This window comes from Micromonospora sp. NPDC006766 (assembly GCF_040636055.1).
Taxonomy (GTDB): Bacteria; Actinomycetota; Actinomycetes; order Mycobacteriales; family Micromonosporaceae; genus Micromonospora.
In genome coordinates this window covers 1-24,868 of record NZ_JBEYIX010000008.1, presented here as the reverse complement: position 1 = coordinate 24,868, position 24,868 = coordinate 1, and the positions used below count along the sequence as shown (strand labels likewise).

The 24,868-nt window shown below is 72.8% G+C and carries 23 protein-coding genes and 1 pseudogene; 9 read left to right on the top strand and 15 right to left on the bottom strand.

Annotation, left to right across the window (positions count from 1 at the left end; all coding sequences use genetic code 11):
• Positions 1 to 9: 9 nt before the first annotated feature.
• Positions 10 to 1,497, top strand: a complete 1,488-nt coding sequence (mptB, locus tag ABZ671_RS11220; protein ID WP_357854950.1) for a polyprenol phosphomannose-dependent alpha 1,6 mannosyltransferase MptB — start codon at positions 10 to 12, stop codon at positions 1,495 to 1,497.
• 65 nt (positions 1,498 to 1,562) lie between these two features.
• Here mptB and glnA read toward each other — a convergent pair whose 3' ends face one another.
• The gene (gene glnA / locus ABZ671_RS11215; protein ID WP_357854947.1) at positions 1,563 to 2,987 is read right to left on the bottom strand and encodes a type I glutamate--ammonia ligase; all 1,425 of its coding nucleotides are present in this window, start codon (positions 2,985 to 2,987) and stop codon (positions 1,563 to 1,565) included.
• A 304-nt stretch (positions 2,988 to 3,291) separates the two neighbouring features.
• On the opposite strand from glnA, the gene ABZ671_RS11210 reads away from it, so the two are divergent.
• Positions 3,292 to 3,672 carry an RDD family protein gene (locus ABZ671_RS11210; protein ID WP_357855303.1) on the top strand — a complete coding sequence of 127 codons (381 nt, stop codon included), beginning with the start codon at positions 3,292 to 3,294 and terminating at the stop codon, positions 3,670 to 3,672.
• Between the two features lie 64 nt (positions 3,673 to 3,736).
• On the opposite strand, the gene ABZ671_RS11205 is transcribed toward ABZ671_RS11210, so the two are convergent.
• Positions 3,737 to 4,426, bottom strand: coding sequence for a DUF4191 domain-containing protein (locus ABZ671_RS11205; protein WP_357854944.1), 690 nt, complete (start codon positions 4,424 to 4,426; stop codon positions 3,737 to 3,739).
• A gap of 211 nt (positions 4,427 to 4,637) precedes the next feature.
• Here ABZ671_RS11205 and ABZ671_RS11200 point away from each other — a divergent pair, with 211 nt between their 5' ends.
• Together ABZ671_RS11200 and ABZ671_RS11195 are read left to right on the top strand one after the other, a co-directional pair.
• Complete coding sequence (locus ABZ671_RS11200) at positions 4,638 to 4,808, top strand: hypothetical protein (protein WP_357854941.1); 171 nt, start codon at positions 4,638 to 4,640, stop codon at positions 4,806 to 4,808.
• Positions 4,809 to 4,930: 122 nt separating this feature from the next.
• Positions 4,931 to 5,530: pseudogene (locus ABZ671_RS11195) on the top strand (AAA family ATPase); the annotation flags it as partial.
• 943 nt (positions 5,531 to 6,473) lie between these two features.
• Here ABZ671_RS11195 and ABZ671_RS11190 read toward each other — a convergent pair.
• Both ABZ671_RS11190 and lipA read right to left on the bottom strand, forming a co-directional pair.
• Entirely contained in the window at positions 6,474 to 8,228 is a 1,755-nt protein-coding gene (locus ABZ671_RS11190; RefSeq protein ID WP_357854938.1) for a DUF423 domain-containing protein, read from the bottom strand.
• A gap of 125 nt (positions 8,229 to 8,353) precedes the next feature.
• Positions 8,354 to 9,403, bottom strand: a complete 1,050-nt coding sequence (gene lipA, locus ABZ671_RS11185; protein WP_357854935.1) for a lipoyl synthase — start codon at positions 9,401 to 9,403, stop codon at positions 8,354 to 8,356.
• Positions 9,404 to 9,755: 352 nt separating this feature from the next.
• Here lipA and aspS point away from each other — a divergent pair, with 352 nt between their 5' ends.
• The gene (gene aspS / locus ABZ671_RS11180) at positions 9,756 to 11,042 is read left to right on the top strand and encodes an aspartate--tRNA(Asn) ligase (RefSeq protein WP_357854933.1); all 1,287 of its coding nucleotides are present in this window, start codon (positions 9,756 to 9,758) and stop codon (positions 11,040 to 11,042) included.
• A 59-nt stretch (positions 11,043 to 11,101) separates the two neighbouring features.
• Here the strand turns inward: aspS and ABZ671_RS11175 are convergent, their stop codons facing one another.
• The 3 genes from ABZ671_RS11175 to ABZ671_RS11165 are packed head-to-tail and all read right to left on the bottom strand — an operon-like array spanning position 11,102 to position 13,117.
• Positions 11,102 to 11,725 (bottom strand): TetR family transcriptional regulator, encoded by a 624-nt coding sequence (locus ABZ671_RS11175; protein WP_357854930.1) that lies wholly within the window; start codon positions 11,723 to 11,725, stop codon positions 11,102 to 11,104.
• A gap of 16 nt (positions 11,726 to 11,741) precedes the next feature.
• Entirely contained in the window at positions 11,742 to 12,416 is a 675-nt protein-coding gene (locus ABZ671_RS11170; RefSeq protein ID WP_357854927.1) for a DUF4166 domain-containing protein, read from the bottom strand.
• Positions 12,413 to 13,117, bottom strand: coding sequence for a hypothetical protein (locus ABZ671_RS11165; protein ID WP_357854924.1), 705 nt, complete (start codon positions 13,115 to 13,117; stop codon positions 12,413 to 12,415). The genes ABZ671_RS11170 and ABZ671_RS11165 overlap by 4 nt, the downstream gene beginning before the upstream one ends.
• Positions 13,118 to 13,323: 206 nt before the next feature.
• Here ABZ671_RS11165 and ABZ671_RS11160 point away from each other — a divergent pair, with 206 nt between their 5' ends.
• A complete protein-coding gene (locus tag ABZ671_RS11160; protein WP_357854922.1) occupies positions 13,324 to 14,373 on the top strand; it encodes an FUSC family protein in 1,050 nt (349 codons plus the stop codon).
• Here ABZ671_RS11160 and ABZ671_RS11155 read toward each other — a convergent pair.
• From ABZ671_RS11155 to ABZ671_RS11145, 3 genes are read right to left on the bottom strand one after another with little or no spacing between them, the layout of a single operon-like run.
• Positions 14,342 to 14,473: a hypothetical protein gene (locus ABZ671_RS11155; protein ID WP_357854919.1), complete on the bottom strand. Its 132-nt coding sequence runs from the start codon at positions 14,471 to 14,473 to the stop codon at positions 14,342 to 14,344. The genes ABZ671_RS11160 and ABZ671_RS11155 overlap by 32 nt on opposite strands.
• A 3-nt stretch (positions 14,474 to 14,476) precedes the next feature.
• Positions 14,477 to 15,124 carry a lipoyl(octanoyl) transferase LipB gene (gene lipB, locus ABZ671_RS11150; protein ID WP_357854916.1) on the bottom strand — a complete coding sequence of 216 codons (648 nt, stop codon included), beginning with the start codon at positions 15,122 to 15,124 and terminating at the stop codon, positions 14,477 to 14,479.
• Positions 15,125 to 15,176: 52 nt separating this feature from the next.
• Entirely contained in the window at positions 15,177 to 16,994 is a 1,818-nt protein-coding gene (locus ABZ671_RS11145) for a DUF2079 domain-containing protein (RefSeq protein WP_357854913.1), read from the bottom strand.
• A gap of 189 nt (positions 16,995 to 17,183) precedes the next feature.
• Here ABZ671_RS11145 and ABZ671_RS11140 point away from each other — a divergent pair, with 189 nt between their 5' ends.
• Positions 17,184 to 18,389, top strand: coding sequence for a PHB depolymerase family esterase (locus ABZ671_RS11140; protein WP_357854909.1), 1,206 nt, complete (start codon positions 17,184 to 17,186; stop codon positions 18,387 to 18,389).
• 21 nt (positions 18,390 to 18,410) lie between these two features.
• Here ABZ671_RS11140 and ABZ671_RS11135 read toward each other — a convergent pair whose 3' ends face one another.
• Both ABZ671_RS11135 and ABZ671_RS11130 read right to left on the bottom strand, forming a co-directional pair.
• Entirely contained in the window at positions 18,411 to 19,310 is a 900-nt protein-coding gene (locus ABZ671_RS11135; protein ID WP_357854906.1) for a TIGR01777 family oxidoreductase, read from the bottom strand.
• A 143-nt stretch (positions 19,311 to 19,453) separates the two neighbouring features.
• The gene (locus tag ABZ671_RS11130) at positions 19,454 to 20,962 is read right to left on the bottom strand and encodes a hypothetical protein (protein ID WP_357854903.1); all 1,509 of its coding nucleotides are present in this window, start codon (positions 20,960 to 20,962) and stop codon (positions 19,454 to 19,456) included.
• Here ABZ671_RS11130 and ABZ671_RS11125 point away from each other — a divergent pair.
• On the top strand, positions 20,956 to 21,201 hold the full coding sequence (locus tag ABZ671_RS11125) for a hypothetical protein (RefSeq protein ID WP_357854900.1): 246 nt from the start codon (positions 20,956 to 20,958) through the stop codon (positions 21,199 to 21,201). The genes ABZ671_RS11130 and ABZ671_RS11125 overlap by 7 nt on opposite strands.
• Positions 21,202 to 21,429: 228 nt before the next feature.
• On the opposite strand, the gene ABZ671_RS11120 is transcribed toward ABZ671_RS11125, so the two are convergent.
• The 3 genes from ABZ671_RS11120 to ABZ671_RS11110 all read right to left on the bottom strand — a co-directional run bounded on the left by ABZ671_RS11120 (position 21,430) and on the right by ABZ671_RS11110 (position 23,527).
• Positions 21,430 to 22,353 carry an LLM class flavin-dependent oxidoreductase gene (locus ABZ671_RS11120; protein WP_357854897.1) on the bottom strand — a complete coding sequence of 308 codons (924 nt, stop codon included), beginning with the start codon at positions 22,351 to 22,353 and terminating at the stop codon, positions 21,430 to 21,432.
• Positions 22,354 to 22,466: 113 nt separating this feature from the next.
• On the bottom strand, positions 22,467 to 23,372 hold the full coding sequence (locus ABZ671_RS11115) for an oxidoreductase (protein ID WP_357854895.1): 906 nt from the start codon (positions 23,370 to 23,372) through the stop codon (positions 22,467 to 22,469).
• Positions 23,369 to 23,527 (bottom strand): hypothetical protein, encoded by a 159-nt coding sequence (locus tag ABZ671_RS11110; RefSeq protein WP_357854892.1) that lies wholly within the window; start codon positions 23,525 to 23,527, stop codon positions 23,369 to 23,371. Before ABZ671_RS11110 ends, ABZ671_RS11115 begins: the two co-directional genes overlap by 4 nt.
• A gap of 142 nt (positions 23,528 to 23,669) precedes the next feature.
• On the opposite strand from ABZ671_RS11110, the gene ABZ671_RS11105 reads away from it, so the two are divergent.
• Positions 23,670 to 24,632: a putative sulfate exporter family transporter gene (locus ABZ671_RS11105; RefSeq protein WP_357854889.1), complete on the top strand. Its 963-nt coding sequence runs from the start codon at positions 23,670 to 23,672 to the stop codon at positions 24,630 to 24,632.
• The last annotated feature ends 236 nt before the right edge of the window (positions 24,633 to 24,868 follow it).

Sequence of the window (24,868 nt, the reverse complement as noted above, 5' to 3'; positions counted from 1 at the left end):
GAAAATCCGGTGAGTGGGAGCGACGGGCCGGTTCGGCCCGTCGCTCCCACCGTCGTTCGCTATGGCGGCCTCAGCGGGGCCGTGCTGCTGGCCGTCGCCGGCTGGCTGGGCGGGGCGCTGCCCGGCGCGTCCGCCAACAGCAGTCTCGTCGACATCTGGCGGGCCCCGCACGGGCCGGCGGTGCTCGGCTGCTGGCTCGCCGGCACGGTCCTGCTCGTGGGCGCCTGGTGGTCGCTGCGCTGGGGCGCGCCGTCGACCCGGTGGGCGTACCTGACCGCCGGGCTCTGGCTGCTGCCGCTGCTGGCCGCGCCGCCGATGAACAGCCGGGACATCTACTCGTACGCCTGCCAGGGCTGGTCCTGGACGCACGGCGTCGATCCGTACCAGGTCGGGGTGGCCGCCGCCGGCTGCCCGTGGACCGACACGGTGTCGCCGATCTGGCGGGACACCGCGGCACCGTACGGGCCGTTCTTCGTCCTGCTGGCGGGTCTGGCGGTGGCGATCGGGGGCGGCCTGACCGGGACGATCGTGCTGCTGCGGGTGGTCGCGCTGGGCGGGGTGCTGCTGGCTGCGCTCTGCGTGCCCGGGCTGGCCGCTGCGGTCGGAGTGCCGACCCGGCGGGCGGCCTGGCTGGCGCTGGCCTGCCCGCTCGTCGGGGTGCATCTGGTGGCCGGCGCGCACAACGACGCGGTCGGGCTCGGCCTGCTTCTGCTCGGCCTGCTGGTGCTGGTGCGCCGGCCCGGCAAACCGCGGGCGCTGCTGGTGGCCGGGGTGCTGCTGGGGCTGGCGGTGGCGGTGAAGGCGTTCGCGGTGGTGGTGCTCCCCTTCGCCGCGCTCGCCGCGGTGCTGGGCCGCTACACCGTGCGGGCCCTGCTTCGGGACGCCGGCTGGCTGGCCGGGGGAGTGGTGGCGGCGCTGGTGGTCGGCTCGCTGGCGACCGGGCTGGGCCTGGGCTGGGTGGGTGCCCTGTCGCACAGCGGCGAGACGCAGCAGTGGACCTCGCCGCCGACCGCGGTCGGTTTCGTGATCAACTACGTCGGCCGCCTGTTCGGCCGGGAGCCGCAGGCCGTACCGGTGGTCCGGGTGGTCGCGCTGGCGGTGCTGGCGGTGCTGTTGGTGGCGCTCTGGTGGCGGGCCTGGACGGCGCTGCGCCGGCTGGATGACGTACGCCAGCGGGTGGCCCGACTGGCCGTGGCCCGGCCTCGGGTGACGCTGACCGGGGCGGGCCTGGCACTGGCCGCCACCGTGCTGCTCGCCCCGGTCTTCCACCCCTGGTACGCGACCTGGCCCCTGGCGATGCTCGCGGTGGCGACGGTGTCGGTGGCCCGGACGGTCTGGTTCGTGGCGCCCTGCGCGGTGGCCTCCTGCCTCACCCTGCCCGACGGCGCCAACCTGGCCCGGTTCACCAAGGCGCCGGGGGCGATCCTGATGACCGCGCTGGTCGTGGCGGTGCTGATCGGGGCGCTGCGGGCGGCCCGGGCGCGACGTGCCCGCTGAGGCTGCGTACGTGAACGGTCGGGCCGGGCCCCGCTGTCGCGGAGCCCGGCCCGACCGTTCGAGACTCAGCAGTCGAAGTACATGGCGAACTCGTGCGGGGTCGGGCGCAGGCGCACCGGGTCGACCTCGTTGGTCCGCTTCCACTCCACCCAGGTGGAGATCAGGTCCGGCGTGAAGACGCCGCCGTCGAGCAGGTAGTCGTGGTCGGCCTCGAGCGCGTCGAGCACCTCCGGCAGCGAGCCCGGGACCTGTTTGACGTCGCCCCACTCCTCCGGCGGCAGATCGTACAGGTCCTTGTCGATCGGCGCCGGCGGTTCGATCTTGTTCTTGACGCCGTCCAGGCCGGCCATCAGCATCGCGGAGAAGGCGAGATACGGGTTGCTGGACGGGTCCGGAACCCGGAACTCGACCCGCTTGGCCTTGGCGTTGCTGCCGGTGACCGGGATGCGGGTGCAGGCGGAGCGGTTGCGCTGCGAGTAGACCAGGTTGACCGGCGCCTCGAAGCCCGGCACCAGACGGCGGAACGAGTTGATCGTCGGGTTGGTGAAGGCCAGCAGCGACGGCGCGTGGTGCAGCAGGCCGCCGATGTACCAGCGGGCCATGTCGGACAGGCCGGCGTAGCCGGTCTCGTCGTAGAACAGCGGCTCGCCGCCCAGCCAGAGGCTCTGGTGGGTGTGCATGCCCGAGCCGTTGTCGCCGAAGAGCGGTTTCGGCATGAAGGTCGCGGTCCGGCCGTCGGCCCAGACCTCGTTCTTCACGATGTATTTGAACAGCTGCATCTGGTCGGCGGCGTGCAGCAGGGTGGAGAATCGGTAGTTGATCTCCGATTGGCCGGCGGTGCCGACCTCGTGGTGCGAGCGCTCCACGACGAAGCCCTGGTCCACCAGCCGGCGGACGATCTTGTCGCGCAGGTCGGCGAAGTGGTCGACCGGCGGCACCGGGAAGTAACCACCCTTGTACGGGGTCTTGTAACCGCGGTTGCCGCCGTCCTCCTCGCGGCCGCTGTTCCAGGCGCCTTCCACCGAGTCGATGTAGTAGAACGACTGGTGCGCGGACGTCTCGTGGCGGATGGAGTCGAAGATGTAGAACTCCGCCTCCGCGCCGAAGTACGCGGTGTCGGCGATACCGCTCGCCGCCAGGTACGCCTCGGCCTTCTTCGCCACGTTCCGTGGGTCACGGGAGTAGGCCTCCCGGGTGAACGGGTCGTGGATGAAGAAGTTGAGCGCGAGGGTCTTGTGCGTGCGGAACGGGTCGACGAAGGCCGTCGCGACGTCCGGGAGCAGGAGCATGTCCGACTCGTGGATCGCCTGGAAGCCGCGGATCGACGATCCGTCGAACGCGAGGCCGTCGGTGAAGACGCTGTCGTCGAACGACTCGACCGGCAGGTTGAAGTGCTGCATCACGCCGGGCAGGTCACAGAAACGTACGTCGACGAACTTCACGTCCTCGTTCTTGAGGTATCGCAGGAGTTCCTCGGGATTGGCGAACACGTGTCCTCCTGGCAGGCTCACTCCGGTGGCTGGCTCCTGGCGACGGTATGGCGGCGGGGTTGCCCGGCCGTGTCTCCGCTGTTTCCGCCTTGTTACGTCCCTCGCGGAGCGTCATCTACCCCGCTCAGCCACCGTCAACCCGCCCGCTGTGCCGCCGCGTGATGCTGATGGAGTCTTTCGTCCGATTCCTCGGCGGGTGCTGAACCGGCGTACCGGGCCGTGACCGGCACCCCTGCCCGCCGCGGTGCCAACGGCTCCGGCGAGGGCGTGACTACCCTTGACCGCTGTGACCACTACCGCCACCGTGCCGGTGCCGCCCGCCACGGATCCCGCCTTCACGCCCCCCAGCCTCGGCCGCCGGTTCGGCGCGCTGGTCATCGACTGGGTGCTCTGCCTGCTCGCTTCCGGCCTCTTCGCCAGCCCGGCCCGGGACGGCTGGCCCCCGGTGGTGGTGCTGGTCGTCGAGTACGCCTTCTTCCTCGGCCTTTTCGCCCAGACCCCCGGCATGTACATCACGCGGATCCGCTGCCTGGCCTGGTCGGACGGCGGCCGGATCGGGCCGGTCCGCGCGCTGCTGCGCGGCGTGCTGCTCGTCCTGGTCGTGCCCGCTCTGATCATGGATGAGCACCGTCGCGGCCTGCACGACCGGCTCACCGGCGCGGTCATCGCCGCCGCTCCCCGCTGAGAAGCAAGGAGGGGCCCCTTGTTAACAGACGGGTGTTAACAAGGGGCCCCTCCTTGCACGAGGGTCAGCGGCCGCGACTCTGGCGGAAGGCGCCCCGCGGCGGGCGCATGTTCTTCGGGATCGCGCCCTTCGGCAGCTGCGGACGGGCGGTGAGCGCCTTCAGCCGCTTGTCGAGCGCGTTGACGTCCTTCGGAGAGAGCGCGCGGGGCAGCCGCATCAGGGTCATCCGCAGCTTGCGGATGGACAGCTCGCCCTCACCCTGGCCGATCACGTAGTCGTGCAGCGGGGCGGAGCCGATCACCTTCGCGAGCCGGCGCTTCTCCTGACCGAGCAGGCCGCGCACCCGCTGCGGGTTTCCCTCGGCCAGCAGGATCACGCCGGGGCGGCCGAGCACCAGGTGCACCATGTCCATCTGGGTGGTGGAGCTGACGGCCGGGGTGACCCGCCAGTCGCCGCGCATGCTCTCCATGATCTGCGCCGCCGCGCCGGGCTGCCCCTCGGCGGCGTTCATCATCGCCTTGTTGGACCGCAGGTTGAGCACGATCAGCACGGCGAGCAGGGCGAACAGGATACCGATCGGCAGCCAGATCCAACCCCAGAGAATGACCGCGACCACCGTGAGCGCGAGCGGAATCAGCACCGCGGCCGCGGCCAGCGGCGCGAACCACCGGTCCTGCTTGGCGGTGAATCGGAACACCATCCCGATCTGCTTCAGCCGCTGGCCGAACGAGACCTTCTCCTGGGGCTTTGCCATGCCGCAGAGTGTAGTGGTCGCCCCGCGCCGCGTTGATCCGTGGCCGGACCTCCGCCGCGCGGCTAAGTACCTTACGTCGCCGCCGAGCGCCTGAGGCCTCCGAGTAAGGAGGGGGAGCGTTCGAAGATCAGGCGGCGGACCCATGCCCCGGGGCCACCTTCGCGCGGAAAGTCAGTGTCAACAACGACACCGCACGACAGGGGAAACCGAGATGTTCGGCAACGACGCAGAACTGCTGCTCACCATCCACCGCAGCCACGCCTCCGAGCTCCTGGCCGACGCGGCCCGCGACCGGCTCGCCCGGTCGCTGCCCCGCCGACAGCCGCGCGGCTGGCTGAGCCGGCGGCACCACGCCGCGCGCACCGTCGACGGCCGGCGGTGACCACGTTCGCCGCGCTGGCCGCGCCCGGCCGGGCCGACACGGGGGCGGCCCGGCCGACACGGGGGGCGGCCGGGCCGGCGGGCGACGGGCTGGCGGGCAACGGGCCGGCGGGCGACCGGGCGATGGGCGACCGGTCGATGGGCCGGGACAGCACGGGGGCGGGGCGTGGCATGCTCGACGGCGTGACCGTACGTGCCGCCAGCACCGTTCTCGTCGGCCGACAGCAGGAACTGGCCGGGCTGCGTGAGGCGCTCGGCCGGGTGCGCGGCGGTGAGCCGACCGCCGTCCTCGTCGGCGGGGAGGCCGGCGTCGGTAAGACCCGGCTGCTGGAGGAGTTCGGCGCCCTGGTCACCGCCGCCGACGCGCGAGTGCTGGTCGGCCAGTGCCTGGAGCTCGGCCAGGCCGGCCTGCCGTTCGCGCCGTTCGCCGCCGCGCTGCGCGAGGTGCTGCGCCGCGACGGCCCAGCCGTCTTCGCCGGGTACGAGGCTGAGTTCGCCCGGCTGCTGCCAGAGCTGGCCCGGGTGCCGGCCGGGGCTGCCGCGCCCGCCGGGCTGCCCGTCTCGGACACCCCGCGTGGCTACCTGTTCGACCTGGTCGCCGACCTGTTCGCGAGGATCGCCGGGGAACGGCCGCTGGCGCTGGTCATCGAGGACCTGCACTGGGCCGACCGGTCCACCCGTGATCTGATCAGCTTCCTGGTCCGGGCCGCCCGCGCCGCGCCGCTGCTGCTGGTCTGCACCTACCGCACCGACGAGCTGCACCGCGGGCACCCGCTGCGCCCCTTCCTCGCCGAGTTGGACCGGGCGCGCGGGGTGGACCGGATCGAGCTGGGCCGGCTGGACCGGGACGGCACCGCCGCCGTCCTCGCCGATCTGCTCGGCGCCGAGCTGGCCGTCCGGGCCGTCGACGACGTGCACCGCCGTACCCAGGGCAACCCGTTCTTCATCGAGGAACTGGCCGCCGCCGGCGACCCGGTGGGCTGCGTAGCCCTGCCGGAGACCCTGCGCGACCTGCTGCTGGCCCGGGTGGACCGGCTGCCCGAGCCGGCCCAGCGGGTGCTGCGGATCGCCGCCGCCGGCGGCACCCGCTTCGCCCACCAACTGCTCGCCGAGGTCGCCGGTCTGCCCGAGCACGAGCTGGAGGACGCGCTGCGCGCCGCCGTGGCCGGCCAGCTGGTGGTGGCCGACCCGGACGGCGACTACGAGTTCCGGCACGCGCTGGTCCGCGAGGCCGTCCACGACGAGCTGCTGCCCGGCGAACACGCCCGGCTGCACGCCCGGTACGCCGCCGCGATCGAGGCGCAGCCGCACCTGGTGGCCGCCGGTCGCGCCCCGGCCGAGATCGCCCACCACTGGTACGCGGCGCACGACCACCCGCGCGCCCTGATCGCCGCCCGGGTGGCCGCCTGCGCCGCCGCCGACCGGTACGCGTACGCCGAGCAGAGCCGGCTGCTGGAGCGGGTCCTCGAGCTGTGGGAGCTGGTGCCCGACGCCGCCGACCGGCTGGGTATGGACCACCTGCGGGTGCTGGAGGAGACCCTGGCCGCAGCCACCACGGCCGGCGACTACAACCGGGCGTTGACCCTCACCCGGGCCGCGCTGGCCGAGGTGGACCCGGACGCCGAACCGCTGCGCGCCGCCCGCCTGCTCGACCAGCGCGGACTGCTCAGGTGCGGGGGAGGTAGATCCGCCAGCCCGCGACGGCGACCACGTCGAAGTCACCCGGGCCGGGGCCGAGCCGCCGATCGAGCCGGGTGGCCAACCGCGACCCGTCCCGCGCGATCCAGGCCGCGTCCGGGTCGGCCGCCACGGCGTGCCGGTAGGCCGGCAAGCGGTCGAAACCGGGGCGCAACGCGTCGTCCACCACCGCGCAGACCACCTGCTCCCGGGTGGCGAAGGTGAGCCGGTTGCAGGTCCAGTAGGCGCCGTGCACGTGCCGTACGCCCAGCCCGTCGAGGGTGTGGACGAGCGCCCGGTGTCGTTCGGCCTCGGCGTGCACGGCCGGCGCGGTGCGGATCGTGGCGCCGGTCGCCACCGCCGCCGTGCCGAACGTGGCGGAGAGGACGGCGACCGCCGCCACCCCGCCCGGCCGAGCGCTGCCGACCGTCGTCGCACCGCTGCGCGCCGCCGTCACCGGCCGCCGGTCCCCGCGCGCCGCTGTCACCGGCCGCCGGTCCCCGCGCGGTAAGGCCCGCCGCGCGGCCTGCCACAGCGGCCAGAGCAGGGCGGGCGTGGCCACCGCCAGGCAGGACAGGTAACGGGCGCTCTCCACCGGCGTCTGCCCGGCCGCGCTGCTCACCGTGTACGCCGCCAGCACCGCCGCCGCCCCGGCCAGCAGCGCCAACCGCACCGCCGCCGACACCCGCCGCTCGTCCCCGCCGGCGTGCTGAGATCTTGGAGAGTTGCCGTTCGGTGCGAACGGCAACTCTCCAAGATCTGCGGGGGCGATCGCCGATGACCGCGGTGCCGGGTGCGGTGGTGCGGGGGCGCGGTCGGGCGTCGGCGTGCGGAGGGTGCGCCAGGCGGACAGCGCGGCGAGGAGCAGCAGGATTGGGAACACGAGAGACCACCAGAGCTGCCAGGCGGCACAGTGGCTCGGTGAGCAGAAGCCCATGCCGAGCGGCGGCCCGAGCACCAGGCCGCCGTACACCCGGTCGCCCCAGCTCGCCGCCGCGTCCGCGCCGCTGGCGGTCAGGACCGCGGCGAGCGGGTTGTGGCCGTGTCGGAGGCTGTCGAGCAGCATCGGCGCCGCGCCGAGCAGCAGGGCGACCGGGAGGATCACGCCCGCCGGCCCGGCCAGGTCCCGCCGCCGCCGGGCCACCAGCACCGCGCCGGTCCCCAACAGGTACGGCAGCAGCAGCGGGTCGACCCAGAGCATCAGCCCGGCGATCAGCCCCCAGGCCGCCCAGCGGAGCGGTCGGGCCCCGGACCCGCCGACGCACAGCCCGACCGTGAGCAGGGCGAGCGCCACCCCGGCCGGGGCCAGCTCGGGATAGCCGCCCCCGGCGATGAGCTGGTTCTTCACGACCCGGTCCGAGCCGAGCGCGAGAAAGCCGACGACTACCAGGGCGTACCAGGGATCTCCGCCGAGCCGGCGGGTGAGCCGCCAGGACAGGGCGAGGAACAGCGCGTACAGCGCGAGGGTGGGCAGCCGCAGCGCGAGCAGCGACGGCCCGGCCACGGAGATCAACGGGGCGGCCAGATAAGCCTCCAGCGTCCCCATGTACGACTGGCCGTAGAACCAGATCGGCAGGTGCCGCCCCTGCGCGATGTGCAGCGCGGCCAGCCCCATGGTGGCTTCGTCGCTGTTGGTCGGCGGCACGTCGTAGCGCAGCAGCCACAGCCGATATCCGACCCCGGCCAGCAGGGCCAGCGTGGTCAGCACCGTGGGCAGCGGCGCTCGCCGCCGCGCCCGGCTCACCGCAAACGCACCCCAACCGGCACAGGCTCTCACCGAGGGTGTAACGGGCCCTGACGGAGGGTGTAACGGTGCTGGTCGGGCCGGCCGTGATCAGACGCCGATCACGGCCGGCGGGTGGCGCTGACTCAGGCGGTGGCGGGGACGCCGCCCCGGGCCTCCAGCGCCTGCCGGTAGAGCCGCCCGGCCCGATACGACGAGCGGACCAGCGGGCCGCTCATCACGCCGGCGAAGCCGATCTCCTCGGCCTCCTCGCGCAACTCGACGAACTCCTCCGGCTTGACCCAGCGGGTCACCGGGTGGTGCCGGGGGGAGGGGCGAAGGTATTGCGTGATGGTGATCAGCTCGCAGCCGGCCTCGTGCAGGTCGCGCAGCGCCTGGGAGACCTCGGCCCGCTCCTCGCCCATGCCGAGGATCAGGTTGCTCTTGGTGACCAGGCCGGCGGCGCGGGCCTGACGGATCACGTCGAGGGAACGCTCGTAACGGAACGCCGGGCGGATCCGCTTGAAGATCCGCGGCACGGTCTCCACGTTGTGCGCCAGCACCTCGGGACGGGCGCCGAACACCTCGGCGAGCTGCTCCGGCACCGCGTTGAAGTCGGGGATCAGCAGCTCGACGCCGCAGCCGGACTGAAGGGAGTGGATCTGCCGGACCGTCTCGGCGTAGAGCCAGGCGCCGCCGTCGGGCAGGTCGTCGCGGGCGACGCCCGTGATGGTGGCGTAGCGCAGGCCCATCGCGGCGACCGACTCGGCGACCCGGCGCGGCTCGTCGGCGTCGAACTCGGCGGGCTTGCCGGTGTCGATCTGGCAGAAGTCACAGCGCCGGGTGCACTGGTCACCGCCGATGAGGAAGGTCGCCTCCCGGTCTTCCCAGCATTCGTAGATGTTGGGGCAGCCGGCCTCCTGGCAGACGGTGTGCAGCCCCTCGCGCGAGACCAGCCCGCGCAGCTGGGTGTACTCCGGCCCCATCTTGGCCTTGACCTTGATCCATGGTGGCTTGCGTTCGATCGGCGTCTCGGCGTTGCGCGCCTCGATCCGCAGCAGCCGCCGCCCCTCGGGTGCCGCCACGGCGGTGGTGCGGCTGGCCTGCGGGGTCGTCGACGTGGAGTGCTCGATCGTCACGAATCCGAGCCTACGCCGGACGGTGGGGGTCGATGAACGTCGGGCGACCGCCGTCACGCCCCAGACGCTGTGACAACGGACACCAGCGGCGAAGAAAGGGCGCCCACACGCCCGGAACGGGCTGTTAGGCTCCCCGGCAAAGCTGCGACGGAGCCGAGTAGCGCGTCGATCCGCCAGCGCAGAGAGCCGCCGGTTGCTGGAAGGCGGTCTGGCGCCGGTGCGCGAAGACCCTCCCGAGCTGCGGGAAGAACGGCGTACGCGCCCAGTAGAGCCCGCCGGCTGGCCCCCGTCACGGGCGACGAACGAGGCTCCCGCTCCGGCGGGGGCGAAGGTGTGGTGGCACCGCGAGGATCCCGCTCGCCCACACCTCCCGGGGATCGCGTTGCGATTTGATCGAGGAGGTAACACCATGCAGCGCATCCTGTCCTCCCAGCTCAGCCACCATGTCGGCGAACCCGTGCGGATCGCCGGCTGGGTGCACCGCCGCCGCCTGCTCAAGTCGGTGGCCTTCCTGATCGTCCGGGACGCCGCCGGCCTGGCCCAGGTGGTGGTCACCGACCCGGCCGTGCGGGCCGCCATGGAGAAGCTCACCGAGGAGTCCGTCGTCGAGGTCACGGCCAGAGTGGTCGCGAACGACACGGCCCCCGCCGGGGTTGAGCTCACCGAGCCGACCGTACGTCTGCTCGGCTCGCCCGCCGTGCCGCCGCCGTTCGACCTGTACCGGCCGGAGCTCACCGCCACCCTGCCCACCCAGCTCGACCACGCCCCGACCGCGCTGCGCCACCCGACCCGCTCGGCCGCGCTGCGGATCTCGGCGGCGTCGGTGGCCGGCTTCCGGGCCGCCCTGGACGTCCGCGGCTTCATGGAGATTCACACCCCGAAGGTGGTCGCCTCCTCCACCGAGAGCGGGGCGAACGTCTTCGCGCTGGACTGGTTCGGCCGGCCCGCCTACCTGGCCCAGTCGCCGCAGTTCTACAAGCAACTGATGGTCGGCGTCTTCGAGCGGGTGTACGAGGTGGGGCCGGTGTTCCGGGCCGAGCCGCACGACACGGTCCGGCACCTGGCCCAGTACACCTCGCTCGACGTGGAGCTGGGCTTCATCGCCGACCACGGGGAGGTGATGGCCGTGCTGCGGGACACCCTCGCCGGGATGCTGGAGGCGGTGGCCGAACGGGCCGGCGGCGCTCTCGCCACGCTCGGGGTGACCGTGCCCGAGGTGCCCGCCGAGATTCCGGCCGTGCACTTCACCGAGGCGCTGGCGATCGCCGGGGCGCCCGCCGACGAGCCCGACCTCGCGCCCGCGCACGAGCGGGCGCTGGGCGAGTGGGCCCGCGTCGAGCACGGCAGCGACTTCCTTTTCGTCACCGGGTACCCGATGGCCAAACGGCCCTTCTACACCCACCCGGACCCGGCCCGGCCGGCGTACTCCAACGGTTTTGACCTGCTGTTCCGCGGCATGGAACTGGTCACCGGCGGGCAACGGCTGCACCGGTACGAGGATTACCTGGCCGCCCTGGCCGCACGCGGTGAGCCGGTCGAGCCGTACGCCGGCTACGTCGACGCGTTCCGGCACGGCATGCCGCCGCACGGGGGCTTCGCCATCGGGCTGGAACGCTTCGTCGCCCGGCTCACCGGCGCGGCCAACGTCCGGGAGGTGACTGCCTTCCCCCGCGACCTGCACCGCCTCACCCCGTGAGCCGTTCGGGTCCGCTCCTGCCGGCTACAGAGCTCCGGGGGCGGGTGTTGCGGGTGCTGTCAGGTGTGGGGGCGCAGTTTGGCGCGGAGGGTGCGGCGGGCCAGCGGACCGAGGTCATCGAGGACCTCGACGAGCACCGCCAGCCGGTCCAGGGCGTTCAGCGCCGCGTGCGCCCCGGCCGCGTCGACCCCCTCGAACAGCTCCAAGCCGACAAAGGCAGCGGAGATCGCCCGAGCCAGCCCGGCCGGATCGGCGACCGGGGCGGCCGGCGAGTCGCGCAGCAGGCGCCGCAGCACGGCCTCGATCTCGGCGGTCCAGAGCCCGAGCGCCGCAGCCGTGGACTCCGCGAGCCGCGGATCGGTCTGCGCTCCGGCGAGCAGTTGGGCGAGCACCGCCACGTTCCCCTGGACCCGCTCCTGCTCGTGCAACGCCCGGCCCAGATCGAGCAGCTCACGCAGCGACCGGACCTCGGCAAAGCGTTCCCGGTACGCCGCCACCCGGGCCTCGGTGGCGCTGCGGCAGGCCTCGGCGAGCAGGTCGTCGACCGTACCGAAGTGGTAGAAGACCAGTGCCTGGTTGACACCCGCGGCCGCCGCGACGGTGCGGGCGGAGACGCCGGCGATGCCGTGGACGCGGATTGCCGCGAGCGCGCCGTCGATGAGTTTCTGGCGGGTGCCGGCCATCTGGTCCTCTCGGGTCTCAGTCGCCGGGATTCTCTCGCAACGGTCGTACCGCGGCCGGCACGGGTGCCTCGCCCGACGGGACGTAGCCGACGGTGAAACTGCCCGAGTACCCGAATATCGGCCCGAAGCGGGGGTTGGTCACCGAAACCTCGATCCGGAACCGCCCGGCCCGGTCGTCGTACCACTCGCGCAGGTTGGCCTCCCCGGAAAGCTCCCCCGGGCAGGGCACCCCGCCACGGAAGCGCTGAGCCCCGCTGCGGATGGTCAGCCCGCCGGCGGCGTCGACGCCGAGGTGCAGCTCGACCGCGAGGTGTTGGTGGGTGCCGAGGTAGTCGATCAGCACCCGGCGTCGCGGGCTCCAGACCATGGTGGCGTCGAAGCGCCGGCGGCGGTGCGCCGCGACATCGAAGGTGCGGACGAACGTGAGCGTGGGCCGGCCGTACGTGTCGGTGTAGGCCCAGTTCTCGATGGTGAACGGTATGTCGACGCCGGTTTCCGGGAAGAGGACGTGCCGCAGGGTGCCCAGCCGTAGGAACGGCGCGGTGAAGAGGGGCCCTCGCCAGATCCGGTCCATCACGCCGGTACCCACGCAGCCCAGGTCGTTGTCGCCGTCGACGCCGAAGCGGCGGCGCAGCGCAGGGTGCAGTCGGTCGAAGTCCGCGCCCAGGGCACGCTGAAAAACGGAGGTCACAGCCCCTCCAGCAGGGAAGGCGGGCGGGCGGCGAGTCGGTCGGGTGGCCGGCGCCGGCAACGGCGGGCGGCGGGGGTGTGCGGGTGGGGTGGCAGCGCCAGGGCGACCGCCGACCCCGCGAGAGCCGCGAGAGCTGCGGCGGCCGGGCCGGCCGTGGCGGCGAGCATCCCGACGGCCGTCACTCCGAGGGCCCGCAGCGCCACCTCGCGCACCGCGTTGGCCCGGGCCCGTTCCGGGGGTACGCCTCGCTCGAGCCAGAGCCGCAGCCGATCGAACGACCACGCGGTCGCCCAGCCGAACGCCCGGCCGAAAGGCCGGTCGACCAGGCGCCCCACCCGCCCCCAGCGTGTGGTGTACGCGTAGCCGGTCAGGAACCGCACGCCGCCCGGGCCCGGCACGTAACGCCAGTAGCCCGAGCCGGCGGCGATAAGTGAGCGTGGATCATCGGAGCCGAAGCGCAGGGCCGAGGTTCGGGTGCCGTCCGGACGACCGCGTTCGCCCGCGTGCACCCCGTACCCGCCGACCCGTACGCCCGGCAGCATGATCGTTTCGTACCGGAACCGGGCAGGTGAGCTGCCCGGGACCGGGTCTATCCGGCCGAACCGGAGATCCCACCGGCGGTGCGTCCCGGGATCCTGGGTCGTCCGCCAGACCCGCTCCACCGGCGCGTCGATCAGCGTCTCCACGTAGATGACCGCCATCGCCGACCCCCGTTCTTGAGCGGTCGCTCAAAATGAAGAGTATCGAAAGTTGAGCGACCGCTCAATAGCGTGGCCGCCAGGAAGAGCGGGCGGTTGGGGAAGCGAGCCCGGGCCAGGAGTGATCACGCCCTGATCTCCGGGTACCCCTCCTCGCTGACCGGCGGCGAGGGCGGTCGGCGGGCCACCGGCCGGGAGTGGGGAGCGGGATGGTTGAGCAGGTGCGGGCGGCGCTGAGGGCCGTGCTGCACGTCCGCCCGGGGCGGGGCGCCCACCGGGTCGCCCTGCGGGCCGGGATCAGCGTGTTGGCCCCGCTGCTCGCGGTGCTCGCGGTGGGCCACCCCGACTGGTCCGTGTACGCGGTCTTCGGGGCGTTCACCTCGCTCTACGGGCGCAACCACGTGCACCTGTCCCGGGCGGCGATGCAGGTGAGCGCCGGGGCGGCGCTCACCGTGTCGATCGTCCTCGGGGTGCTGGTCGGCTCGCTCCCGGCGCGGGCGTGGGTCGCGGTGCCGGTCGCCGTGGCCATCACGGCGCTGGGCACGGTGCTCGGTGCCGTGCAGGACTGGCACCCGCCGGGGCCGCTGTTCCTCATCTTCGCGTTCGGTGCGGTCGCCTCGGCCCCGCACCCGCTCTCGGACGTCGCGGTCGCCGCAGCCGTGGCCGGGCTCAGCAGCCTGTTCGCGCTGCTGGTCGGAAGCGTGGGCAGCATCCTGCGGCAGCGGCAGCGGCAGCGGCAGCGGCAGCGGAGCCGGCCGGTCCGGCTCGCGCACGTGTGGACGTGGGAGCCGGTGCGCTACGCCCTCGCCGTGGTGCTGGCCGGCGGTACGGCGACCGCCGTGGGGATCGGCCACCCGTACTGGGCGATGGTGGCGGCGGTCGCCCCGCTGAGCGCCGAGGGCGTCACGGCCCAGCTCGTCCGCGCCGCGCACCGGATCCTCGGCACGCTGATCGGGTTGCTCACCAGCGCGCTGCTGCTGGCACCGCACCTGTCGCCGTACGAGACCGTGCTCGTCGTGGCGGGGCTGCAGATCGTCACCGAGCTCCTGGTGGGGCGCAATTACGGGCTGGCGCTGCTGTTCATCACCCCGATGGCGCTGCTGATGGGGCAGCTCGTGGCACCCCGCCCGGCCGGACTGCTCCTCTTCGACCGGGGGGTGGAGACGGTGATCGGCGCCGTCATCGGCGGCGCGATCGTGCTCTGCGAACAGTGGGTGCGAAGCAGGCTCACCGGCGGCGGACAGGAGCCGAGTCGGTGACCCGCCGGCACCTCAGGGCCGCCGGCGCGAGCACCTTGGTGAAGAACGTGATCGCCGGGTCGTACTCGGCGACGACGAGGGTGACCAGGTCGATCCGCACCCGTCAGCCTTCGACCCGGGTCAGGGTCGGCAGGTGGCGCTCGACCACCGTGAGCACGTCGGCGACGGTGACCGGGCGGCCCAGCTCGGCGGTGAGCGAGGTGGTGCCGGCGTCCCGGATGCCGCACGGCACGATCCGATCGAAATACGTCAGGTCGCAGTCGCAGTTGATCGAGAAGCCGTGCAGGGTGACGCCCCGGGCCACCCGGATGCCGATGGCGGCGACCTTGCGGGCCGGCCCCCGGTCGTCTTCCGGCACCCAGACGCCGCTGCGCCCCTCGACCCGGCCGGCGGTCAGCCCGAACTCGGCGCAGACGTCGATCAGCAGCTGCTCGGTGCGCCGGACGTACGCGACCACGTCCACCGGGTCGGGCAGCTTGACGATCGGGTAGCCGACGAGCTGCCCCGGCCCGTGCCAGGTGATCTTCCCGCCGCGGTCCACGTCGATGACCGGGGTGCCGTCCATCGGGCGGTCCCACGGCTCGGTCCGCTTGCCGGCGGTGTAGACGCTGGGGTGCTCCAGCAGCAGCACGGTGTCGCCCTGCTCGCCGGCCACCACGGCCTCGTGCAGCCGGCGCTGCTCGGCCCAGGCGGCCTGGTAGTCGAGCACACCGGCACGGACGGCGGTCAGCCCGGAAGTCGTCACGCTCACCCGCCCAGCCTAGTCCCGTCACCTGCCGGTGCGCGCCGTGAGCCTCGTCGCGTCAGGCCGGCGGGACCCGCCACAGCCAGACGTCGTCCACCCGCTCGGGCTCGCCGAGCAGGGCGGTGGCGGTGCGGCGTACGGCGTCCTCGTCGACGTGATATTTGGCGCCGTGTACCCGGTCGGCCAGGATCACGATCTCGACCCGCCAGTGGTGCAGGTCCGCCAGGGATTCCCGGATGCTGCCCTCGGTGACGATCGGCGGCAGCCCGGTCCGCCCGGCCTGGTCCATCAGCGAGTCGAAGGTACGCGGCACCGGCCCGATCCGGCCCCGGCCCTCCGGCCCGCCCGGGCCGAGGAAGAACCCGGCCGGGATCGGGAACTCGCCCTGCCGGTGGGCCAGGGCGTACGCCTGCCAGCGCTGCCCGTCGGGCGTGACGTCGACGGTCAGCGGCAGCGGGGTGAGCACCCCGCCGGGGGAGACGTACTGCCGCCAGTGGCCGCTGGTGATGAATTGCGGGATCGGTTCCCGCGCGATGGTCAGCAGCGGGATGGGCAGCAGCGGCAGCAGCGCGGCGGTGAAGCCGAGCGCCCAGGCCGCCGTGGTGACCCGGTGCCGGGGCGGCCGGGCGCGGAGCCGGTCGACGGTGTACGCCAGCAGCAGCCCGATCACCGGTGCGACGACGAGGGCCAGCCGGGAGGGCAGCGCCGCGTTGATCACCGGCAGGTTGTCCAGCATCCCGAACGGCAGGAGTTGATCGGTCCGACGGCCGTTCCACCGGGCCCTCGGCCCCCAGGAGAGCACCGCGAAGATCACCGCGGTCACGCCGAGCGCGTGGAGGGTGGCCCGGAACGTCCGCTCGGCGCGCCACCAGAGCAGCCCGAAGCAGGCCACGGCGAACAGCAGCAGGGGGATGCCGAAGAAGGAATTCTCCTCGGTCGGGTTGGGTGCCAGCGAGGTGTTCAGCCCGGCCCAGCCGGCGAGGGACCGACTCGGGTACGACCCGTACGCGGCGATGTCCTCGGAGTGGATGAGCGGGTCGAAGCCGGTGCCGTGGAAGCGCTGCGGCCCGGCGAAGTGCAGCCACAGCGGGTACGCCAGCAGCACCCCGGCCACCAGTGCGGTCACCGCCAGCCCGCCGACGAAGCTGGGCAGCCCGGCGCGTACCTCTGCCCACCGGCTCGGGTGCACCGCCCACACCACCAGGAAGAGGGCGACGGCCAGGGTGGTGAAGAAGAGCCCCTCGGCGGCGATCGAGAAGGCGACCGCCACCAGCAGGCCGAGCACGATCCCGCGGCTCACCGTCCGGCCGGGGCGGCGTAGCCGGAACACGCCCCAGATCAGCAGCGGCACCAGCCAGCCGGCGGTCCAGTTCAGGTGGGCGTTGGCGTGCGAGACCATCGCCGGGCAGTAGCCGATGAACAGCGCACCCATCCCGGCGGCCAGCCGGCTGCGCACCAGGTAACGGCTGAGCAGCCAGTACCAGGCCACCGCGGTGGCGGCGAGGTTGAGGGTCAGGATCACCAGGAACGTCGCGGGCGGCCCGATCAGGTACGTCAGCGGCGCGAAGGCCACCGCGTACGCGGTGATCGAGGTGTTGACCGCGAGGTTCACCCCGTCGGGAACGTTGAGCAGGTGGGTGAAGAACGGGTTCTCGCCGTGGGTGACCGCGTGGCCGCCGAACGCCAGCAGCCACTCGAAGAGCGCCTGGTCGCTGGAGTTCACGGTGATCGCGCGGGTGTTCGGGCTCCACCACATCCCGCTGGTCACCCAGACCGCGAGCGCCGCCGCGGCGAGCACCACGGCCAGGTCGGCGCGCCGGTTCCGAGGGACGGGCGCGGGCGACGGGTCGGTGGCCACGGACGGGGAGAACGGCACGCAGCGGACGTTACCAACCAGACCGGGACACGCCGGTCAGACACGAAACCTTCGCTCCCCCGGACGTCGGGCACACTTCGGCGTCGGTGAATGTGTGAATGGAAGCCATGTCGGGCGGCGAGGCGCGGACGTAACGTCGCGGCACATTCCGGGTGACCGGGCTCACAATTCGTCCGTCAGGAGGCCGCCGTGCGCCGCTCCTCATCCATCCTCACCCGTCTCGCCGGGGCCGCGGCCGGGGTTGTGCTGGCCGCCGCCGCCGTGCTCACCGCCGCACTGCCCGCCCAGGCCGCCACGCTCACCCAGGTCACCGGCTTCGGCTCCAACCCGGGCGCCCTCGCCATGTACGCGTACCGCCCGGACGGCCTGCCGGCCAGGGCGCCGGCCGTCGTGCTGCTGCACGGCTGCACCCAGAACGCCTCGGGTTATTTCGCCAACTCGGGCTGGCAGAAGTACGCCGACCTGTGGAAATTCGCGCTGATCGTGCCGCAGCAGTCGTCGGCCAACAACTCCAGCACCTGCTTCAACTGGTTCGAGACCGGGGACACCGCGCGCGGTCAGGGCGAGGCGCTGTCGATCAAGCAGATGGTCGACTACGCGAAGACCAACTACGGCACCGACGCCAGCCGGGTGTACGTCAGCGGCCTCTCCGCCGGCGGCGCGATGAGCTCGGTCATGCTCGCCACCTACCCGGACGTCTTCGCCGCCGGCTCGGTCATCGCCGGCATCGCCTATCGCTGCGCCACCAGCACCACCACCGCCTACAGCTGCATGAGCCCCGGAGTGGACAAGACCCCGGCGCAGTGGGGCGACCTGGTCCGCAACGCCTACCCCGGGTACGCCGGCCCCCGGCCCCGGGTCGCGGTCTGGCACGGCACCAGCGACTACACGGTGGCGGTGGCCAACGCCACCGAGTCCCGCGACCAGTGGACCAACGTGCTCGGTGTCTCGCAGACCCCGACCAGCACCGCCTCGCTGCCCGGCGGCACCAGCCTCGAGGTGTACGGCAACGACCAGGTCCGGGTCTACCGGGTCTCCGGGATGGGCCACGGCACGCCGGTCCGCCCGGGGGCGGCCATCGACCAGTGCGGCACCGCGACCGCGTACTTCCTGGACACCATCTGCTCGACGTACCGGGACGCGCTCTTCTTCGGCCTCGACGGCGGCGGCTCCTCGCCCAGCCCGACCCCGACGGCGACCGCGTCCCCGTCGCCGACGACCCCGCCGGTCTGCGTCACCACCAACAACTACGCGCACGTGGTCGCCGGCCGGGCGTACCACTCCCTCGGCTACGTGTACGCGTTGGGCAGCAACCAGAAGATGGGCCTCTACAACACCTACGAGACCACCGCCCTCAAGCAGACCGGCCCCAACTACTGGATCATCGGCTGCTGACCGCGCCGCCGCCCTCGCCGGTCACTCGGTGAGGGCGGCGTGCAGGGCGGACGGGAGCTGGGGGTGAGCCCAGGTGAACCCGGCCTTGCCGAGTACGCCGGGGAGCACCCGGGTGCTGGTCAGCGCCTCGTGGGCGAAGCCACCGAGGGCGATCTTGAGGGCCGGCGCGGGAATCGGGATGATCGCCGGCCGGTGCAGCTGGCGGGCCAGCTCCTTGGTGAACTCGGCGTTGGTGACCGGGTTGGGGCCGACCACGTTGACCGGGCCGGCGAGGTCGTCGCGGGCCAACAGGAGGGCCAGCGCGTCCAGCCAGTCGCGCATCGAGATCCACGGCAGCCACTGCCGGCCACTGCCCAGCCGCCCGGCGATGCCCAGCCGGAACGGGAGCAGCATCGGCTTGAGCATCCCGCCGTCGCGATGCAGCGGCAGCCCGGTACGCAGTCGCACCACGCGTACGCCGGCGTCCTCGGCCGGCCGGGTCGCGGCCTCCCAGACCCGGCAGACGTCGGCCAGGAAGCCCTCGCCCGCCGGGGAGTCCTCGTCGACGACCCGGTCGCCGGTGTTGCCGTACCAGCCGACCGCGGAGGCGTTGAGCAGCACCGCGGGCCGGTCGGCGGCGGGCAGCCCGGCGATGGTGATCGCCAGGGTCGTGGTGGTGTCCATCCGGCTGGACCGGATCAGACGTTTGTAGTCCTCGTTCCAGCGCCGGTCACCCACCCCGGCGCCGGCCAGGTTGACCACCGCGTCGGCGTCCGCGACCACCGCCGGGTCGAGCTGCGCGGCCGACGGGTTCCACTGCCGCTCGTCCGGGGTACGCGGCGCGTGGCGGACCAGGCGGGTGACCCGGTGCCCGTCCCCGGTGAACCGGTCGACCAGTCGGGTGCCGAGGAAGCCGGACACGCCGGCCATGAGGATCCGCATACTCATATCTTCGGCCACGAAGCCGGCGTCGTTGTACGGGATGGGTCACTCGCCGGTCTGGCCGTCGATCGCCTCGCGAAAAGGCCCGCGTGGCCGAGGTGCCGCACGAGCACCAGCCTGAGCGTCCACCCAGCCGCCGGTGTTTACCGCGGGGTGCCCATCGGTGAGGTGCCTCGGCGCGGCTGGGGTGCCGTTTTCTCGATGACCACCGGGCGGGCGCCCAGGCACTGGGCGCCGAAGTTCGCCACGATGTAGTCCCACGCGGCCTTCGCCTCGTCGTACGTGAACGATGGTTCGCCCTGGGCGTAGACGTTCCACAGCGTGCGCGGGATCAGGTACCACTTGGCCCACCAGGTGCTCTCCCGGGGCGAGAACATGATCCGGTCCGCCCCGTCGGTGTGGCACAGCCCGAAGTAGTGGCCCAACTCGTGGATCGGCACGTACCGCCAGATTTGGTCTGGGGTGTTGTCGATGAACGTCAGGCCGGAGTTGTCCTTGCCGCTCAGCCCGCAGGCGCTGCGCTGCAGGTTGTTCGTCAGCCCCCGCAGGCTGTCGGTGTAGCGGAAGATGCCGACGATCACCGGATGACACAGATCCGCGATCGCCCCGGCCACGTCGGTGCTCTTGCGGTGCCGGCCGATGATCGTGTCCAGGAACTGGGTGAGCGCCGCGTGCGCCTGCGCCGCACCCTGGTCGTACCCGATCTGGACGATGTGCGGCCCGGCGGTGACCGGCACCCGGTCCGTGGCGAAGCTCAACATCAGCGCCAGCTCGCGGCCCTTCTCACTGGCCGTGGCGATTTTGGTGTCCAGGGCGCCGTCGCGCATCGGCAGCACGATGAACGTGGGCCCGTCCGCGCCCCGGGAGGAAAGGTACGTGTTCAGCTCGTCCTCGGAGATCGGGTTGTCGAACTCGCCGCCGCCACCGCCGCCCACGACCACCCCCTTCTTCAGGGTCTTGTAGCGCGGGCGGTTCCAGAAGCGCGGGAACGCGAACCCGCACAGCTCCCGCAGGTTGATCGCGCCCTGCTCATGCAGGAGCACCAGGTCGGGGGCGGTGGCGTCCGGCGTCGACCGCACCTCGGAGTCGAGGAAGGTCCGGTACGCGGTGGCGGCCAGACGCAGCCCGAAGGCGCCGTGGTCGAGGTGCAGCGCCGCCGTGATCTGCGCGAGCGCGTCCGGGTCCGCGCCGTACTTCGCCCCCAACAGGCCGCGCACGTACTCCCGCAGCCGTGCCTTGTTGATTTCCTCGATGATGAACTTGATGGTGTCGCCGAGGAAGACGATGCGCGCCACCCGGATGAGGCCCAGCCCCAGGCCGATCACCGCCCGGAGCAGGCCGTCGACGATCCGCCGCCAGTCGAGGGTGAAGATCCCGACGATGACGTCCCAGAGCCCGCCGACGAGGTCCGCCAGCGCCTCGACGACGACGCCGACGAGTTTGCAGACCGTCCGCGTGACCCACTTGCCGACCGTGACGACGACCCAGCGGATGACCTTCACGACATAGGTCACGAACCAGCAGACCCAGCCCCGGGGGTCGTACCAGGGGTAGTTCTTGCACTTTTTCTCCTGCCGTTCCTCCCACTCCTCGACAGGCTTGGAGACCTGCTCCTCGATCCATTCGGTGATTTCGGTGCAGACGAGTGCCATGGGAGATCCCCTCCTTCGCCGGGTGGGACGAGACGCAGCGCGTGCAGCCGGGCCAGCAGGCGGTGCCGGCTCCAGGCCAGGCCGAGCAGCTTGCCGGCGACGGCCCCCACGAGCGCAGCGAGCGCGACGCCGACGACCGATCGCCCGGCGGCCAGGGCGACGCCGCCGGCGCCGAGGAGAGCCAGCGCCGACCACGTGCAGCCGCAGTCGTTGAACAGGCGGCGGACCGCGAAGGCTGACCGCTCACGCTCCGTTGCGTCCAGCGCGGCCAGGGTGACGGTGACCCGGTCGACATGTGGTCGCCGCAGCCATGTGACCAGGGCCTCCGTGTGATCGAGGTCCGTGCGGTCGGCGATGTCCAGGTGCACGGTGCGTCACCCCCAGCGATTACCTCTGAGGTTGAACCGGCCCCGTGTGCGGCGTCAAGGCCACGTTCACCATGCGTTGCAGGTGACTGACGTTCGGGTTTACCCGGCGGCCGACAGCCGGGGCAGCAAGGCGCCGATCGAGTCGACGGCGTCAGCGCGTACCACGAAGCGGGTGATACCCCAGCGGCGCTGATGCTGCGCGACCGCCGCGACGATCTCGTCCTCGGTGCCGATGAGGACGAACGGGGTGGCGAGCAGCTCGGCGGTGGTGAGGCCGGCGTGCTCGGCGAACTCCGCGGCGGCGGCCTCGGCGTCGTCGGTGACGGTGACCTGCTGGACCAGCGCCTCCAGGGCGGGCGGCGCGTCGCGGCCGGCCGCCCCGGCGGCCACGTGGTCGAGTTGCGCCTCGATCTGGTCGGCCCGCCACCGGGCCTCGTGCCGGTGGCCGTCGGGCAGGGTACGCCCGAAGCCGATCAGGCCCACCACGTCGGCGTGCGCGCCGGCCCAGCGCAGCAGAGTCGAGTTTCCCGTACCCATGGTGAGCGGGACCCGGTCCTGCACGGGCCGGAACCCGGCGAGTTGGGCGGCGTGGGCGGCCAGCTCCGGGGTGTCCACGGTGACCTCCTTGCCGGCCAGCAGATCGCGCAGGGCCTCGGCGACGGCGATGCAGCGGCGGACCCGGCCGGCGACGTCGGGGCGTTCGCGGCCGACGGCCCGCCACTCGGCCGGGGTGTGGCCGGCGCCGAGGCCGAGCCGGGCCCGGCCGCCGGAGACCACGTCGAGAGTGGCCACGTCGGTGGCGAGCAGGATCGGCTCGCGGACACCGGCGTTGGAGACGTACGAGCCGAGCTCCAGCGTCGACGTCACCGCCGCGGCAGCCGCGAGGGCCACGAACGGCGACGCGCCGTGACCGGGGTGGTCGGCGGCCAGCAGCGCGTCGAAGCCGGCCGCCTCGACCTGGCGGGCCAGGTCGAGCCAGCTCGCCGCATCGGTGGGCCGGGCCTGCACGGAGAAGATCGCCATCGCCCCAGCATGGTGCGCCCCGCCCATGGCGGCCACCCTGCCCCACCCGATTCTGCCAACGGGCGAATCCGTCGCCGGGCCGTTAACAAGGGGCCCCTGTACAACGCCAGGCGTTAAGAGGGGGCCCCTCCTTCCGGGCGGTGCACGGCGGCGAGGCGGGTGAGGTCGGATTCGGTGAGGCGGAGGGCAGCGGCGGCGACGTTCTGGGTGAGGTGGTCGGGGTTGCCGGTGCCGGGGATGGCCAGCACGTTCGGGCCCTGGTGCAGCGTCCAGGCCAGGCGCACCTGGGCCGGGGTCACGCCGTGCTCGCGGGCGATCGCGCGTACCTCGTCGTGTTCGACGCCGGTCGAGCCGGCCTCCCGCCCGCTGGTGGCCAGCGAGAAGAACGGCACGAACGCGGTGCCGTGCGCGGCGCAGTCGCGGATCACCGCGTCGTTGCGCTGCCGGTAGCCGAGGCCGTACGAGTTTTGTACGCAGACCACCGGGGCGATGGTGCGCGCCTCGGCGACCCGCTCGGCGGTCACGGCGGAGACGCCCAGGTGCCGGATCAGCCCGGCGTCGCGCAGCTCGGCGAGTGCGCCGAAGTGCTCGGCCAGGGGCTCCGGGCCGTACATCCGGAGGTTGACCACGTCGAGGTGGTCCCGGCCGAGCTGGCGCAGGTTCTCCTCGACCTGGCCGCGCAGCTGGTCCGGCCGGGCCATCGGCAGCCACGCGCCGGACGGATCCTTACCCGGCCCGACCTTCGTGACGATGACCAGCTCCTCCGGGTACGGCGACAGCGCCCGGTTGATCAGCTCGTTGGCCGAGCGCAGCGGCGAGAAGTAGAACGCGGCGGTGTCGATGTGGTTGACGCCCAGCTCGACCGCCCGGCGCAGCACGCCGATCGCCCGATCCCGGTCGCTCGGGCCGCCGTCGGCGTTGGCGGTCAGCCGCATCGCGCCGAAACCGATCCGGTTGACGGTGCGGTCGCCGAGCTGCCAGGTGCCGGCCGCCGCCGCGTTGATCGTTCCCGTGATCAATTCGTCTCCTCATCCGGTACGTCGAGGCCGAGCAGATCCCCGGCCGTGAGCAGCACGGCGAGCCCGTCCAGCTCCTCGCGGAGCCAGTCGTGGATCTCGATCAACTGGGTGCCGAGGGCGGTCAGCCGCCCGGCCGGTGAGTGGGTTGGGTGCACATGCTGTCCCGTGCCTTCGTGCCCTCGGCGGTCTTCGAGCCGGGTGCACCGCGACGCTGGCCGCGGATTCTACGCCGGTGACCCGATCGGATGGTCGCCCCGGCCCCCGTCCGCGGCCACTGCGGGCGGGCACGTCGTACCGGTGGTCGGGGCGCCCGTGCTGGCGATCGTCGGCGGCATGCTGGCCGGCCCGCTCGCCCGTCGCCGTCGCTGGGCGATCGACCCGGGTGCTCGTTTCGCCGGCCGTTACGTACTCCAGGCGGCCATCGTCATCTTCGGTCTCGGGTTGTCCCTCGCCGCCGTGGTCCGTATCGGGGTGAGCTCGCTGCCGGTGATGCTGGGCACCCTGGCCGCCTGCTTCGCCGTCGCCGCGCTCGCCGGTCGGGCTTTGGGCGTCCCCGCCGATCTGCGGCTGCTGATCGGCTCCGGCACCGGGATCTGCGGCGCGTCGGCGATCGGAGCGATCGCCCCGGTGATCGCGGCCGGCGAGGCGGCCATCGGGTACGCGATGTCCACCATCTTCGTCTTCAACCTGCTCGCGGTCCTGATCTTTCCGGCCGTCGGGCACCTGCTCGGGCTGGACGCGGCGTCCTTCGGGCTGTGGGCCGGCACCGCGATCAACGACACGTCCAGCGTGGTCGCCGCCGGGTACGCGTACAGCCGGGCAGCCGGCGACGAGGCGGTCGCGGTCAAGCTGGTCCGCGCCTTGATGATCATTCCGCTGGTGCTGGCGGTCGCCCTCGCCCGACACCGCGCCCCGGCCGGTGACACCGGGGGCTGCGGGGTGCCGGTCCGGCCCGCCGCCGGGCCGTCCGGGAAGGAGCGGGTGGCCGGCCGGCTGCGGGTCAGCCGGCTGGTTCCGACGTTCATCCCGCTGTTCCTGCTTGCGGCGGCCGTGAACACTCTGGGGCTGGTACCCGACCGGGCCCGGGACGGGCTCGGCCTCGCCGCCACTGTGGCGCTCGCGGTGGCGATGGCGGGCATCGGTCTGGGCATCTCCACCGGCGACCTACGTCGGTCGGGGATCCGGCCGCTGCTCCTCGGCGGTCTGCTGTCGCTCACCGTCGCGGTCACCGGGCTCGGGTTGCAGACACTCTTCATGTAGCCGGGCCCGCATGATCCACTCCATGTTCCGCGAGCGGCGGTCTCCGACAGCCCGAATACCACCACATACCGCACACGGAGTCGATCAACGTCCCGCCAGCGCGCGGGAGACCGCCCTTTCCCGCAACCCGCCGGCACGGCCCAGGATCCCCGGTACGACGAAGCCGGCCCCTTCACCGGCACCGACCGGGACGCTGTTCTGCTCCGTCGGTTCAACCGTCTCATGGACGACGCCGG

Bases quoted from the DNA above. Each gene is read 5' to 3' on its own strand.
- ABZ671_RS11205 (WP_357854944.1), bottom strand. From the start codon at position 4,426: ATGGCAAAGCCCCAGGAGAAGGTCTCGTTCGGCCAGCGGCTGAAGCAG.
- ABZ671_RS11200 (WP_357854941.1), top strand. From the start codon at position 4,638: ATGTTCGGCAACGACGCAGAACTGCTGCTCACCATCCACCGCAGCCAC.
- aspS (WP_357854933.1), top strand. From the start codon at position 9,756: ATGCAGCGCATCCTGTCCTCCCAGCTCAGCCACCATGTCGGCGAACCC.
- ABZ671_RS11175 (WP_357854930.1), bottom strand. From the start codon at position 11,725: ATGGCCGGCACCCGCCAGAAACTCATCGACGGCGCGCTCGCGGCAATC.
- ABZ671_RS11165 (WP_357854924.1), bottom strand. From the start codon at position 13,117: ATGGCGGTCATCTACGTGGAGACGCTGATCGACGCGCCGGTGGAGCGG.
- ABZ671_RS11160 (WP_357854922.1), top strand. From the start codon at position 13,324: ATGGTTGAGCAGGTGCGGGCGGCGCTGAGGGCCGTGCTGCACGTCCGC.
- ABZ671_RS11135 (WP_357854906.1), bottom strand. From the start codon at position 19,310: ATGCGGATCCTCATGGCCGGCGTGTCCGGCTTCCTCGGCACCCGACTG.
- ABZ671_RS11130 (WP_357854903.1), bottom strand. From the start codon at position 20,962: ATGGCACTCGTCTGCACCGAAATCACCGAATGGATCGAGGAGCAGGTC.
- ABZ671_RS11120 (WP_357854897.1), bottom strand. From the start codon at position 22,353: ATGGCGATCTTCTCCGTGCAGGCCCGGCCCACCGATGCGGCGAGCTGG.